We start from the raw sequence: 14897 nt of genomic DNA, 5'->3' as shown, positions 1-14897 counted from the left end.
TCTCCTTAATCGTTGTATAAAATGCTATGGCTATTTTTTAGCTTGCTTTTTTGCATTTTTTTGTGCTTGTTCTTTTTTGGCTTTTTCTTCCTCAAGCCTTTGCTCTTCTAGCTTTTGCTCCTCTTGCATTTTTAGCTCTTCTCTGTATTCGTGTAGATACCGCTCCTTGCCCTTAAACTCGATAATCGTGCAACGAGGATAGACATCGATTTGATGATAGATATTGCTTACGCGCTTTAGTAGTCTCCCTGCAGATTCGGGGATACAGTGGGGATTTTCAGCTAGCTTTTGGTGGTCTTCATTATCAGGGGTTACAAAGACTTGAGATTCGGGCACATCTCCCCATCCATAGTGCTTCATCGCCATTCTTACCCAATACTTGCTATCAGTAATATCCACAAGTCGCTTCATTATGCGGTTATCTTTTGAGGAGTTTTCTACGATTGGAGCGGCTGTTACCCACCCTTTTATGCGATAGAGGTAGTCTTGGTAGTCTGCTGCCTTTTTTGGCACAGAATTTACCAAATCATTTAGCAATAGCGTGAAACGAAAATCAAGATACTTATCTTGGGCTGCAAGTGCGTTGCCATAAGAGTTTGCAAACACCACAAGCGACCACGAGAAAAATCCAGCCACAATCGCACTAAACACAAAAAACACCCTTTGAGGCACATTTCTAGTGATGAGATTCCCGCTATTTGCCCTCGCCACTTCCTCACGCTTGTGCGCCCAGCCTCTCCACGCGCTTACCACATACACGCTTATAGTCGCGCTAAACACGCCTATACCGATAAACGCTCTAGGACGCGTCAACGGCTCTACTAGCACCAAGTATGTCCCATAAGAAAAGACAATCCCAATAGCAAGCACACCAAGAGCTAGCAGGGCTGAAATGGCTTTATTTACCCTTGCTTGATATATGCTAGAGAGCACAAAAAACCCTAGCAATCCAAAAAAGCAGATTTTTATCCCACTCCACCCAAAGTCATTCCACAAATACCCCACATACACAATGATATTTTTTAGCACCCCACTTGCTAAGTCGCCTAGATGATACATCTCTGTGCTTGCTTGGTCGTGTGCAAATGGATGCATAATAAATAGCTTAAACACCCCAAGTGCAAGCAAGTAGCAGCACATAGACACACATACAAAAATAAGCGTCTTTTTGATTCCAGCGTTGGTTTGATTTAGCATAAGAAATGCAAAAAACGACACCAAAATAATCTCTATCCCACTACTTGCTTGATAAGTCATACACATACCAAGTGAGCAAAGAAAACTCACAGGAATATAGGCTTTGATATGGTGGATAAATACAAATGGTATCACGCTAAAAAGCACAGACAACGCCATATATGGCGAATCAAATCGAAAAGATAGCTCTTCTAAAAAATAAGGCGATAGCCCGATAGGAATCGAAGCGATGATGCCAAGCACGGTTAGCCGCTTTTTATAAGGAATCTCGCTAGATTCCCATAGTCTATCCTCGTTTTTCCAAATGATTTCGCGCACACTCCACACAAGTATCACAGAAGCAAAGCTAAGAAACGCAATCGCCACAAGCTGTGTCAAAGGCGCAATATCACTTAGCGTAGTGCTCATATGCATAGGCGTAGAGAGAAACCAGCTAATATAGCGTGAGAAATTATCCCACTCCTTATAGCCAATCGCCGCCCTCCCCAAATCATCGATATAATACACATCAGCGCGGATAAGACTCAAAATCCCAAGCAGATACACAGAAAAAGCGATTAAAAAATATTTCCAAAACCCCTGCGTCTGAAAAAGTGCTAGGCTAGCGGTGCGAAACTCGCTAAAGACTTGAGAAAGAAGCGTTGGAACTTTTAAAAAAGCCATTGATAAAAGCCCTTTTTTAGCATTTTTGGGATTTTGCTTATCATTCAAATGGCTAGTAGGGCTAGTAGAAGTAATAGAAGCATTTGTATTCATCTTTTATCCTTTATTTTCACGCTTACTTGTGCGTGCTTTTTGTGCAAAGCTACCTAAAATAGCGAAGTTTGCTCTTTTTGATTTTGTGCTAGATTTTGCGTTGGAGTTTTAGACACTTTGGGAGGGTTTTTGGACAAGTCTTGGGATAAGTCTTTACTAGAATCTTTAGGTTTTGCAGTAGCACTAGATTGGGTGCTAGGATTATATGCCACTCCATCATAGACATTGCGATGCTCTAGGATAAAGTGCGGGCGGGATTTTACCTGCTCATAGATTCTAGCGATATACTCCCCTATCACGCCAAGTATCATTAGCTGAATGCCACCAATAAAAGTAATGATGACAATAAGGCTAGGGTAGCCCGCCACCGCATTGCCATAGATAATCGTATCTATGATGCGATACACGCCAAACACCGCTGCAAATGCCGAAATGATAAACCCAAGCACAAACGCTATGCGCAAAGGCATCGTGCTAAAGCTTACGATTCCCTCTATGGCGTATTTAAACAGCTTCCAAAAACTCCAGCTAGAGGACTCTTTGATATGCGGGATATACTCGTATTCTAGGCATTCTCTCTTGTATCCCACCCAAGCAAACATAGCCTTACAAAACCGATGATATTCGCCCATTTGTAGCAAAGAGGCGATGACTTCCCTATCCATAAGCCGAAAATCCCGCACGCCAGATTCGATTTTGACTTCGCTTATGAAATTTGAGACTTTATAAAACATCTCGCTCAAAAACGCGCGGACTTTGGACTCCCCTGCGCGAGTGGTTCGGCGAGCATAGATGATTTTTGTCTCTCGCTTAGATTCTAGCCAGATGCACACCATATCGCTTATAAGTCTTGGTGGGTCTTGCAAATCCGCATCAATTAGCACCACTCCTTGCCCTTGTGCCTTGCCTAGCCCCGCCAAAATCGCTGCTTCCTTGCCAAAATTGCGCGAAAAGGAATGGATATGGATTTTGCGTGAGTTTGCTTCATCGCTAGATTCTTTTGCTACGATATTATCTAGGACTTGCAATGTTTTATCCCTACTGCCATCATTTACAAAAATAATCTCATAGGGCAAAAATCCGCTAGTATTTTTGCCATTTTTGGCAAAGTCGTTTTTTGTAGAGATTCCCACAGGTGCGATAAGCGCAGCATTGTCCAAAAGCAGTGGGACAACCCCGCTCATAACCTTTGTGATTTCCTCCATAAAAAGTGGCAAAGATACTTCCTCGTTGTAGCAAGGAACGACTATGGATAGCCCTACTAGACTTGCTAGATTTTCATTTGGATTTGCCAAATTTCTCGTTTTTGTGTCTAAAGTGTTTGAATCATAGATGCCCATAGCAAACTCACTTCAATATAAAATATGCCAAAACGGCAAGCAACAAGCAATAATCACTAATGTATTGCAAAACCTAAAATGTGTGAAATTGTAATTCGTAGAGATAAACTAATATTAAATCCTTAATTTAGCTCGCCTAAAATCTCATCGACAATGAGCTTCGCCCCATCTTGCTTAGCGAGGGAAATAAGCGACTTTGAGATAGATTCTAGTGCGTTTTTGCCCTCACTACTACCAAAGCTAGCGATATACTCCAAAATCCTATCTTTCATCGCCTCTATTTCTGCTTGTTTTTGAGCCTCTTTTTGTGCTTTTTCTTGCACATCTTTTTGTGAAGTATTATTTTTTGATTCCACTAGCACAAGTCCGAATCCCTTGCTAGCGAAAAACTCCGCATTATGCACTTGATGATTGCTGGCAGCATAAGGATATGGCAGATATATCATCGGCAATCCTAGCGCAGCGTTTTCCCACACAGAGCTAGCCCCCGCCCTGCCTATACAAATATCAGCACTCTCTAAGTGAGACAAAATATCCGTGCTAAATCCAAAAAGCTCTAGCTTATTTTCTTTGCTATCCGCTTCTTTTTGTGTGCAAGTGCCAATCCCAATCTCTGCATATTTGGCTTTGGTGGATTCTAGCTCGTTTTGCCCGCATTGGTGGATTATCCTAAATCCTAGCGATAAAAGCGTGGTAGCTAGGCTTATAGCTAGGTGGTTTATCGTGCGTGCACCTTGTGAGCCACCGATAAAAGCTATGGTTTTTATCTCTGTTCGCACCCTTGCTTTTTCTCTAGCTTGAGATTTGATAGGATAGGGCACACTGTTTTTTCCAAATGAGCTAAACACGCGCCTTGCAAATGGCGATAAAAGCGCGTTTAGTCTGCCTTTTATGGCGTTTTGCTCGTGGATAAACAATGGCTTGCCAAACACTATTGCACCGATACTTGCAGGTGCAGCACTAAAGCCACCTACACTAATGACGGCTTTTATATCGTGCTTAGCAAAAATTGCGCGAATCGTTTTTAGGGATTTTAGATGATGAAGTAGGGAGAGGATTTTTGCAATTCCGCGTTTATCTACTACCCCTGAAGTTGGCAAAAAATAAGTCGCACTAAAAATAGATTTTTCACTAAAATCTGTGGCTTTGGCATTTGCCCTGTCGCCATTAGCAGTATTTGCATTCTTTGCAACTTTGTTAATTTCTACAATAGAAGTAGGTGAAGTGTCGCTTTGGCAAATGTTTTCGCCCTGCGAATGAGGCGCACCTAAATGTGCGCCGCAGTGAAGCGGGGTGGAAACATTTGCCAAATGGATACCCGCAGACAAATTGCCACACCCAAACCATTGTTTGTCTTGCCCACTTATAGACCCCACATACACCACTTCCCCCAAATTATCATTCTGCCCCTTACGCTTAGCTAGCTCCTCTGCCAATGCCTGCGCTATGGCAAGATGCCCTCCCGTGCCTCCACCTGTGATAAGCAAAGCCAAATTTAAGCCTTATAAATCGCCTAAAGCACCACTTACGCGCCTTGTCGCATAAAGGATTTTAGGCTTTCTTTAAACCCAAAATCTGGGTATTCTATCATTGATAGCGCGATTTGCCCTGCGGTTTTATTTGCAGTGTTAAACACAAGAGGAGCTAGGAAATTTACCATAGAGTCCTCTACATTTCGCTGCAAAACCACGATACAATACACCTCTAGCCTTGAAGTGCTATCAATCTCTAGCAGGCTTTCTATGTATTTTGGGATTATGAAGCTGTATTCTCGTAGCGTGTAGGGATTTACTAGCATCATTTCTATGTTGTGAGCAAGCTGATGATTTGTATCATCATTTTGAGCGATGATTTTTGAGAAATACTCATCGATTTTGACAAGCTCGACACTTGAAATGTATTCAAACCCTAAAATAGGGGCTTTGATAGCATAACGCATAAACTCTCTCCTTAAACTTGATTTGGAACTTAATTTGGCTGTGGGACGCCATATTTGCACTTGCTTAAAGATTTATCAAATCTTTAGCATTAGGACAGATAGAAAGCAAACTTTGTGCCAATGCAATATATGTCAAAATATGTTATAATCAACCTTTTGTCAATCTATTTTGTCAATCTATTTGCCTTTCGCCATTTGCCTTTGTCTTTTATCGCACCTTGCACCAAAATAAGCACTAAAACTAGGCAAACAAATTTAAGAAATCTTAAAAATCCAAAAGGAAATTCGTGCTAAAAAAAGCCTTTTTGACAAATAGTAGTGGGATTTTATGCTCGCGTATTTTTGGATTTTTGCGCGATTTGAGTATGGCAAATATTTTGGGTGCGGGGATTTATAGCGATATATTTTTTGTCGCTTTTAAATTCCCAAATCTATTCCGCAGAGTTTTTGGCGAGGGGGCTTTCACGCAGAGCTTTTTGCCAAACCTCATCGCCTCTAGCAAAAAAGGCGCGTTTAGCGTGCTTGTGCTAGTGATTTTTAGCTCTATATTGCTGTTTTTAAGCCTATTTGTTGTTTGCTTTAGCAGTGGCGTTACGCGCATACTAGCACTTGGGTTTGACTCCTCCCTCATAGAGATTGCAAGTCCCATTGTGGCGATACATTTTTGGTATTTGCTTCTTGTATTTTGGGTAACTTTTTTTAGCGCGCTTTTGCAATATAAGCAGCATTTTTGGGTAAGTGCGTATAATACCGCGCTGCTAAATATCGCAATGATTGTGGCATTATTTCTAGCGCAAGGCAAAGATGAGCTAGAAATAGTGTATTTTGTGAGCTTTGGGGTGATACTAGGTGGGGTAGCACAAGTGGGGCTACATTTTTATCCATTGTGGAAATTAGGATTTTGCAAGGTGTTCGTATGCGGGGTTCTAGAAATCAAAAAGGCGTTTTTGGGAGGTGCTCTATCTGCAAGCGCAGGCAAGGGCTCATTAGAAGTCGCAAAAAATGAAGCAAACAAGGCAAGTAAGGCAAGCAAAGCAAAATCCCTAGCCACCAAAATCAAATCCGAGCTAAAAGCATTTTTTAGTCAATTTTTGCCCGCTATGCTTGGTAGCTCCACCGCGCAAATCGCGTCATTTATCGACACGATTCTAGCTTCATTTCTTGCAAGTGGCTCGATTTCTTATCTTTACTATGCCAATCGTATCTTTCAGCTCCCTCTAGCCATTTTTGCTATCGCTATTTCTACCGCGCTTTTTCCTATGGTAGCAAAATCCATAAAAGCAAATCAGCAAGACAAAGCCCTACAATCGCTTAAAAAATCCTTTTGGTTTTTGTGCTTCGCACTCATTGCTTGCGCTATCGGAGGGATAATGCTAGGTAAGCAAATAATATGGCTACTCTATGAGCACGGAAAATTTGCTAGGGCTGATACTTTGGAGTGTGCGCTAGTATTTGCTGGCTATATGGTGGGGCTTGTGCCTTTTGGATTGGCACGGATTTTTTCTCTATATCTGTATGCGACTATGAGGCAAGCCCTAGCTGCCAAAATCTCGGCGATTTCGCTAGCTGTGGGCGTGGTGTTTTCACTTATTTTTATGCAGTTTTGGGGGGCTTTTGGGCTGGCATTGGCAGGGAGTTTGAGTGGGTTTGTGCTGTTTTGGCTAACGATAAAAGCATTTGGGTTTGCTAAGTTTTGGGGTATAATTGCAGATTCTAAGTTGGGTGTGTTGTTGGTGGTATTTGTAAGTGTAGAAGTGGGGATTTTGTGGCTTTGGCTAGCATTTGTAGAGATTCCCTAAAGATTCCCCCAAGAGATTCCCAAAGAGATTCCATAGTGGATATTTTATGTAGAGATTTTATAAACAGCTAGCAGGGCAAACGATTAGCAAGGCATTAGATTTTAACAAATCATTTGGGGCTTTAGGCAGATTAGGACAAGCTACACAAGCACTTTTTCTCACATTTTTAGCGACATTTAGGCGGATTTACCAAAAGGAAATTTATGCAAATTTATGATAGCAAAGCAAGACAAAAGCTCCCTTTTAAGCCAATCAAACAAGGCAAAGCTAGAATCTATGTCTGCGGTCCCACAGTCTATGATGATGCACATCTAGGGCACGCGCGAAGCTCGATTGCCTTTGACTTGCTCCGCAGGACACTTATGCTAAATGACTATGAAGTCCTATTTGTCAAAAATATCACCGACATAGATGACAAAATCATCAAAAAAGCCCACTCTCAAGGAGTATCTATACAAGCCCTAGCCCAAACATACACAGATTCTTACCTCAAAGATATGGACGCGCTAAATGTCTTGCCCGCAGACATCACCCCAAAAGCAAGCCAAAATATCGCTCAAATCTCTAATCTTATCCAAACACTACTAGACTCTTCGATAGCCTACAAGCTAGAAAATGGCGATATTTACCTAAGCGTAGAAAAAGATGAAAAATACGGCTCTATAAGCACGAGAGGAAGCCAAGATGATGAAAATCTAGCTAGAATCAAAAATGACAGCCACAAAAAAGATGAGCGTGATTTTGCACTATGGAAAAGCTACAAAGGCGCAGATGATGAGGGCTATGAAAGTCATCTAGGGCTAGGACGACCGGGCTGGCATATCGAGTGTAGCGCGATGATAGAATCTAGCCTTGCATACAGCATAGAAGAAAGCCCTGATTTTGCCATAGACATTCACGGAGGTGGCGCAGATTTGCTATTTCCCCATCACGAAAACGAAGCAAGTCAAACGCGTTGCGCCACAAAAAGAGAGATAGCAAAGTATTGGGTGCATAATGGCTTTGTCAATATCAATGGTGAAAAAATGAGCAAATCGCTTGGCAATAGCTTTTTTATCAAAGACGCGCTAAAGGCATATAGTGGCGAAGTGCTACGCAACTACTTGCTTGGAGTGCATTATAGGGCTGTGCTACATTTTAGTGAGGAGGATTTGCTTTTTAGCAAAAAACGGCTAGATAAAATCTACCGACTAAAAAAGCGCGTAAGCGATTTTGCCAAAGCACAATATTCCAAAGAATCTAGCCAAACTCTACCAAAAACACCCAAAAATGAGTTTTGCAAAGAAATGCTAGAAGCGATGAGTGATGATATGAATGTATCAAAAGCCCTAAGCGTGCTAGAGGAAATGCTAACTAGCGCAAACGCAAGCCTAGATAAAACCCCCAAAGACAAAAATCTAAAATCCCAAATACTACAAAATCTAGCCTTTGTCGAAGAGCTACTAGGTATCGGTGGAGGCGATGAAGTGGCATACTTTCAGCAAGGCATAGATGAAGCACAAAAATCTATCATAGAATCCAAAATCGCCAAAAGAGCGCAAGCAAAAAAAGACAAAGACTTCGCCCTAGCAGATGCACTGCGTGATGAGCTAGCAGATATGGGAATCGCCCTGCTAGACACGCCACAAGGAAGCGTGTGGGAAAAGGTAGAGACACTTTAAGATAGTGCTTGGCATTAGAGCATTTAGCACCAAAAGCACACGACAAATCCTACTGCCAAGTAATATTTCTCATTTGCACTCGGTGTTTTTAGATATGCTTAAAAATACTTGCTATTTATTATGCTTTATCAAAATCCATTTGGCAAAATTTTCAAACAAACAATAATTTTTATGATTTAGTTAAATTTTTTAGATAGAATCTTTGACTTAAACTTAGTAGCGTTATTAGCATTGCTTTTTGGCAATCGCTTGAAAATAACCAAAAACTAAGCCTTAACATTATGTAAGGACTTGAAATGAAACGAGTGAAACTGAAAAAATTGAGCAATTTTCTCATCGTTCGTATCCCTGATGAAATCGCTCAAGAGCTAAACCTAAAAGAAGATAGCGAGCTAGATGTATTTGTGCTAGATGGAAGCGGAATCATAATGCAAAAGCACAAAAGTATCGAGGAAATATGCAGAGGCATAAACTCTACAAATCTCAATATCGCAGCCCAATGGAGCAATAGCGACAACACTCAAAGCAAAGAGTGGTAAAATCAATAAAATAAGGAGAAAAAATGGTAGCAAAAAAATATACACCTGATTTAGGCGATGTAGTGTCGCTAGATTTTATCCCAAGCGAAGAGACAGACACAAGTGAAGCAAACCCTCAAGAAGCAAAAGACATAAAGCCAAAGCAGCGACTAGCAGTCGTGCTAAGTCCCATAACCTACAACAAAGCTAGCGGGCTATGCGTATGCGTGCCTATCACAAGCCAGATTAGGGATTATCCATTTGAAGTGCCTATCACACTCAAAACAAAAATGATGATTCTAGCTGACCAAATAAAAAGCGTGGATTTTGCCCAAAGAAACGCCACCCCCATCACAAAAATACATATCTCCAAAATCTACCAAATCAAAAAACTTCTAGCAAGCCTTTTAGGACTACAATTCGCACTAAACTAAAAATCGCCAAAGCTAAGCACTCCCGCTCTAAGCACGGTTTCTGTGTGGCTTGCCTTCTTTCCTACTGCACTTTGCTTGCCACACTTTCCCTACTATACTTTTTCTACCACAACTTTGCTTGCCACACTTGCCCACCACACTTCGCCCCCACTCTATCAAGCAACTACACTTGCAAACAGCCACTTTCTCTACTTGTGTTCCATTTCGTATTCATCAGTATTATATTTTAGCAACGCAATGAAGCGATAAAAAATATGCACAAATTTGGAGTAGGGCATCATCACAAAAAACGCCAGCACCGTGCTTAGATGAAAATACAGCATATACGCAAGTAGCAGGCTTTGCTTAGACACCATTAGACATAGCCCGCTAAAGCTTGATAAAAACAATATAACTATAAGCACATAGTCCATTCCCACACTTTGAGAATCCTTGATTTCATCATCTGCTTCTAGCTTGATAAATAGCAACCCTAGTGTGCCAACACAAAGCATTATCCCACCGACAAGCCCAAAGATTTTGGGAGCTTGGGTAATGTCATAAGGAGCATTTAGCCCCAAAAAATGCATCCATATCGCACCTAGATTTGTAGCGATGAAGCAAAACAAAAATCCATAAGCGGTTAGATGATGATAGATTCTACGCGCGTTGCTTCGCAAGGCATTAGGATAGGTGCACCCCTCGCTTTTGTGCCCTCCTAGATAGCGCAGAGATAGCGTATCTTTTAGGCTTTGTGCTATCACTTCAAGTGGTGGTAGTTTTAGCCCTATTGCCTTGCCAAACCTCACAAAGCCAATGGCTAATGCCACAAAGCTAAAGCACCCAACTATCATAAAAATCCCAACCATATATCCATAAGGAATCACAGCAAAAAAGTCGCCCTTTTTTGCCACACTAGCCACTTCACCACCTATGCTGCTAGCCGCTACACTTGCGCTTGGCTCAAACGCACTTGCAAGGCAAAATCCCAAAAAAAGTAGCACAAGCAACACTACGCTACTGATAAGTGCGTTTTTTTCAAACGCCACACTCAAAGGACGCAAAAACGCGTATTTCTTGTAGCTCTCTTGACGAATGGTAGCAAACTGCTGCGGGATAGATACATTAAATTCGTGCGGTGGTGCGTATTGACAATCATAAAAGCACTCACTGCATTGGTGGCAGAGATTTGCTAGATAGTCTATATCTTGTAGGTTAAATTCTCGCTTTTTTTCCATAGCAGGAAATACCGCACACAGCCCCTCACAATAGCGACAAGAATTGCAGATTATGCAGGACTGAAGCGCGTCTGTGTAGGCTTCTTGTGTCTTAGCGCACATTTTGGAAATCGTGTCTTTATCTGCTTGATTTGTATCGCTGACTTGGCTTGTTTGGCTAGCGTCATTTTTGCTTAGCTTTTCAAACGCGCTTGTGCCTATGACTTTGTTAAATACCTGTGATTGCATTGTGTTTTCCTTTGGTTGCGTATTTGTGGTTGCGTATTTGTCTATTTAGATTTTGGGTGGATTATTTGGCTTGTTTGGCAAGCGGTTTTGGGGGCATTTTTGCTATGGCGACTTTTGCGGCATTTGCCCCAGATAGCCTGCCAAACACAGAGCCGATACTCATACCAAACCCAGCTACATAGCCTTGAGTGAGGATATTTCCAGCCATTATCTCCCCTGCAGCAAACAGATTTTCAAACAAGCTATCATCAGCTCTATGCACCTGCGCGTCCATATTGACTTTCACACCCATATAGGTAAATGTAACACCCGGTCGCAATGGATAGCAATAAAATGGTGGAGTGTCGATTTTCAACGCCCAATGCGTTTTTTCTACTTCTAGCCCTTGTGTGTGGCACTCATCTTGTATCGTGTGGTCAAACTTCCCCTCCACCACTTTGGAGTTATACTCATTGATAGTTTTTGTCAGCCGTGCTTCATCTATACTCATTTGCAGATTTTTATCACTATTTATCTTATCTGCTAGCTCGGCTATGGAGTTTGCCACTATGGGTGGGAAAAGTGAGGGCATATACGCGCTTTGCACTTTAGCATCAGTGATAGAATACGCGATTTGCCCCTCTTGCTGCGCCACTAGCCTCCCCCATATCGCATATCGCTTAGGCCAGAAGTCCTCCCCCTCATCATAAAACCTCTCCCCAGCACTATTTACTACGATTCCTAGCGAGACACAATCCACCCGTGAAGCGATACCGCCGTCATATTTTGGTGTGCGAGCATCGATTGCCACCATATGTCCTTGCGTGGGGTCGCCTATGATTTTAGCGTCTATATCTTTTAGGGCTTGTAGCATTTTGCCTTGATTGAACTTCGTCCCACGAATGATAAAATTCCTAGCGCATTCTCCCCACGCTTCTTCTAGCATTTGCAGATTTGACTCAAACCCACCGCTTGCGATGACAAAGGATTTTGCTTGAAATCTAAAATTCTCATTTCGCACTTTATCTAGTGCTATGACTTCTTGCACTTGATTTTCTTTTGGGATTATCTCCACCGCTTCACACTCATAAAAAATCTCTACCCCCAGCTTTTCAGCAGTGAAATAATACGCATTTACAAGGCTTTTGCCCCCACCTAGAAAAAACGCATTTGTTCGCCCAAGATGAAGCGTGCCTCGCATAGAGGGCTGAAATCTCACGCCATTTTTTTTCGCCCACTCTACGATTTGAGGGGTTTTTGAGATGACAAAGCGAGCATATTTTTCATTTGTCTGCCCTTTGGTAACCTTAAACACATCATCAAAAAACTCATCTTCGCTATAACTAGAAGTAAGCACATCAGTAGGCTCATCGTGCATAGAGCGTAGATTTCGTGTGTGTTGGGAGTTGCCACCGCGCCACTTTCTAGGTGAGCTTTCTAGCAAAGCCACCCTTAAGCTAGAATCCTGCTCTTTTGCACTTATAGCAGCGCATAGTGCGGCATTTCCACCGCCGATGATGACTATGTCAAATTCTTTGCATTCCATTTTTTGCTCCTTAAGTTATAGATTTTGTATAAGTCGTTTAAGAAGCGAGGTTATTCATTTGTGTTTTTGGGGTTGTTGCACTCATAGATTCCACCTTTTCTAAACAAAATAAGCGCGGAGATAAATGAGCAAACTGCCGCAAAGCTAAGCCACAGCGCAGGAGAAGCCTTGCTACCTGTGTATTCGATAAGGATAGTTGCCATAGTAGGTGTAAACCCGCCAAATATCCCAACTGCTAGCGAATAAGAAAAAGAAAATCCAAGTGCCTTGACTTGCTTTGGCATTATCTCAGATAGAGAGACTATCATCGCGCCATTATACGCACCAAAGATAAAGCTAAACCACAGCTCCACAAGCACGAGATTGGTAAAAGATACATTATTCACAAGGAAAGTAAGCATAGGATAGGCACTAATCATTCCCAAAAATGTCATCGTAAGCAAGATAGGCTTGCGCCCGATTTTATCCCCCACAAACCCCGAAACAGGTAGCCAAAAAAGATTGCTAAGCCCCACAATCGCCGTAACGATAAACCCATCTAGCCGAGTGAAGTTTAAGATATTTTTGACATAAGTAGGCGTATAAGAAGTGATGAAATAAAATGTAACCGTAGTCATCATCACAAACATAATCCCTAGTATGATGATAGGATAATTCTCAAGCATATTTTTGACTATCGCACCGATATTTTTGCCTGCATTGTGCTTGTGTAGCTTGTCTTTAAACTCTGGCGTTTCATCTAGTGTCCTACGAATGTAGATGATAAAAGGGATAACCAAACAACCAATGATAAAAGGCACTCTCCACCCCCACGCTTCTACAAGCGCATCGCCTATGAAATAGTGTAGCGCAATTCCTATCGCTCCTGCAAAAATCGTAGCGATTTGTTGAGAGCCACTCTGCCAAGAAACATAAAATCCGCGCAAATGCTTAGGGGCGATTTCAGATAGATATACACTTGCCCCACCTACTTCCGCTCCAGCACTAAATCCCTGCAAAAGCCTACCAAGCACCACGATAAGAGGTGCAAAAAAGCCGATAGTATCATAGCCCGGACAAAGCGCGATGATTAGCGTGCCTGCTGCCATTATCGACAAAGTAAGCATAAGCCCTTGCTTACGCCCGTGCTTATCCATATACGCCCCAAGCAGTATCGAGCCTAACGGACGCATAAGAAACCCTAGTCCAAACGCTACAAAACTTTGCAAAATAGAGACAAACTCACTCTCTGCGGGAAAAAAAACTTTTGCGATGATAGCTGCATAAAATCCATACACAGCAAAATCATACATTTCCAAGAAATTGCCACCTGCGACTTTGCAGATATTTTTGGCATCTTGCTTTGCTTTTTGAGAAAACATTTTTACTCCTTGTGGTTGTAATGTGGTGTGGTTTGTGTGGTTACTACGAAGTTGTTTTTGAAGCCATTTCCAAAGTTGTTTCCAAAGTCGCTTCAAAGAAGCACTCATTTTACAAATTTATTTTGTAGTTTTGTCAAATTTTATGTAAATTTTTGCATTTTTCTATGAAAAGTAAGAAAAAGTAAAGCAATATTTTATCACTTTATGGGCTAGCATTTTGCCACCCCATACACCCCTCACACATTCACTAGCTTTGGTGTGGGGTTGTTTGTGAGTTTAGTTGGAGTGTATTTTGCAAGAGTTTATTTCTTAGGTTTAGTTTGTTTAGTTGGCTTAGCTGAAGTGCTTGGCTTTGTAGTGGTTGGTTTGGTAGATTTGGCATTAGTAGGTTTTGTGGGTTTAGTAGGCTTTGCATTAGGTTTTGCATTATTTGGCTTAGTAGCTTTGGTATTTTGCTTGGTGCTAGATTTTGGCACTTTAGGTAGGTTTATCCTTGGTGGAGTAGATTTGGGAGTAGATTTTGCAGCTTTAGCAGCTTTCTTTTGGGCTTTTTGTGCTTCTTTTTGAGCTTGCTTTTGTGCTTTTTTCTCTGCTTTAGTTAGTTCTGGTTTTTGAGATTTGCTAGCTTGGCTAGAATCTTTAGCAGGTGTTTTAGCTAGTGGAGTAGATTTTGCATTATTTGCACTATCAGCCTTAGGTGCTAGGCTTGTAGCTCGTTTGTTGTTTGTAGTTGTTTGATTGCTTGTAGGAGTAGATAGAGTTTTTCTTGCGTTTTTGTTTTTTAGCTTTTGGTATCGGCTAGATTGTCTTGTGGCTCTATTGCTATCCCCCCCAAACTCATACCCTAGTAGCATTCCAGCTTTTAGAATATAGGGTTTGCCCTCTATTATATCTAGCACTCTATCGACAAACACTCCACCTA

The 14897-nt window shown here is 41.7% G+C and carries 11 protein-coding genes and 1 pseudogene; 4 read left to right on the top strand and 8 right to left on the bottom strand.

Translation table 11 applies throughout. From position 1 onward, the window contains the following. Nucleotides 1-30: 30 nt before the first annotated feature. The 4 genes from CQA40_RS02980 to fliW form a co-directional block, all read right to left on the bottom strand. Nucleotides 31-1953 (bottom strand): glucosyltransferase domain-containing protein, encoded by a 1923-nt coding sequence (locus CQA40_RS02980; RefSeq protein ID WP_115519477.1) that lies wholly within the window; start codon nucleotides 1951-1953, stop codon nucleotides 31-33. Between the two features lie 53 nt (nucleotides 1954-2006). Next, entirely contained in the window at nucleotides 2007-3293 is a 1287-nt protein-coding gene (locus CQA40_RS02975; RefSeq protein ID WP_115519476.1) for a glycosyltransferase family 2 protein, read from the bottom strand. Nucleotides 3294-3415: 122 nt separating this feature from the next. Next, nucleotides 3416-4786, bottom strand: coding sequence for a glycosyltransferase (locus CQA40_RS02970; protein WP_115519475.1), 1371 nt, complete (start codon nucleotides 4784-4786; stop codon nucleotides 3416-3418). A 32-nt stretch (nucleotides 4787-4818) separates the two neighbouring features. Further along, complete coding sequence (gene fliW, locus CQA40_RS02965) at nucleotides 4819-5232, bottom strand: flagellar assembly protein FliW (protein ID WP_115519474.1); 414 nt, start codon at nucleotides 5230-5232, stop codon at nucleotides 4819-4821. 287 nt (nucleotides 5233-5519) lie between these two features. Between fliW and murJ the strand changes: the two genes are divergently transcribed. From murJ to CQA40_RS02940, 4 genes are all read left to right on the top strand, one after another. Continuing rightward, entirely contained in the window at nucleotides 5520-7031 is a 1512-nt protein-coding gene (murJ, locus tag CQA40_RS02955; protein WP_115519472.1) for a murein biosynthesis integral membrane protein MurJ, read from the top strand. A gap of 203 nt (nucleotides 7032-7234) precedes the next feature. Further along, nucleotides 7235-8692 (top strand): cysteine--tRNA ligase, encoded by a 1458-nt coding sequence (cysS, locus tag CQA40_RS02950; protein WP_115519471.1) that lies wholly within the window; start codon nucleotides 7235-7237, stop codon nucleotides 8690-8692. Nucleotides 8693-8988: 296 nt separating this feature from the next. Next, on the top strand, nucleotides 8989-9231 hold the full coding sequence (locus CQA40_RS02945; RefSeq protein ID WP_023926803.1) for an AbrB/MazE/SpoVT family DNA-binding domain-containing protein: 243 nt from the start codon (nucleotides 8989-8991) through the stop codon (nucleotides 9229-9231). A 23-nt stretch (nucleotides 9232-9254) separates the two neighbouring features. Beyond that, a complete protein-coding gene (locus CQA40_RS02940; RefSeq protein WP_115519470.1) occupies nucleotides 9255-9644 on the top strand; it encodes a type II toxin-antitoxin system PemK/MazF family toxin in 390 nt (129 codons plus the stop codon). Nucleotides 9645-9832: 188 nt separating this feature from the next. Here the strand turns inward: CQA40_RS02940 and tcuB are convergent, their stop codons facing one another. The 4 genes and pseudogenes from tcuB to CQA40_RS11015 all read right to left on the bottom strand — a co-directional run. Continuing rightward, the gene (gene tcuB / locus CQA40_RS02935; protein ID WP_258864438.1) at nucleotides 9833-11089 is read right to left on the bottom strand and encodes a tricarballylate utilization 4Fe-4S protein TcuB; all 1257 of its coding nucleotides are present in this window, start codon (nucleotides 11087-11089) and stop codon (nucleotides 9833-9835) included. A 61-nt stretch (nucleotides 11090-11150) separates the two neighbouring features. Then, nucleotides 11151-12614: an FAD-dependent tricarballylate dehydrogenase TcuA gene (gene tcuA / locus CQA40_RS02930; protein WP_115519469.1), complete on the bottom strand. Its 1464-nt coding sequence runs from the start codon at nucleotides 12612-12614 to the stop codon at nucleotides 11151-11153. 50 nt (nucleotides 12615-12664) lie between these two features. Continuing rightward, nucleotides 12665-13975: an MFS transporter gene (locus CQA40_RS02925; RefSeq protein ID WP_115519468.1), complete on the bottom strand. Its 1311-nt coding sequence runs from the start codon at nucleotides 13973-13975 to the stop codon at nucleotides 12665-12667. 302 nt (nucleotides 13976-14277) lie between these two features. Further along, nucleotides 14278-14897 (bottom strand): annotated as a pseudogene (locus tag CQA40_RS11015) (hypothetical protein); the annotation flags it as partial.

It is taken from the genome of Helicobacter sp. MIT 01-3238 (genome assembly GCF_003364135.1).
Lineage (GTDB): Bacteria > Campylobacterota > Campylobacteria > Campylobacterales > Helicobacteraceae > Helicobacter_B.
The sequence above is the reverse complement of the archived record's forward strand: the minus strand, read 5'-3'. Positions and strand labels throughout refer to the sequence as shown.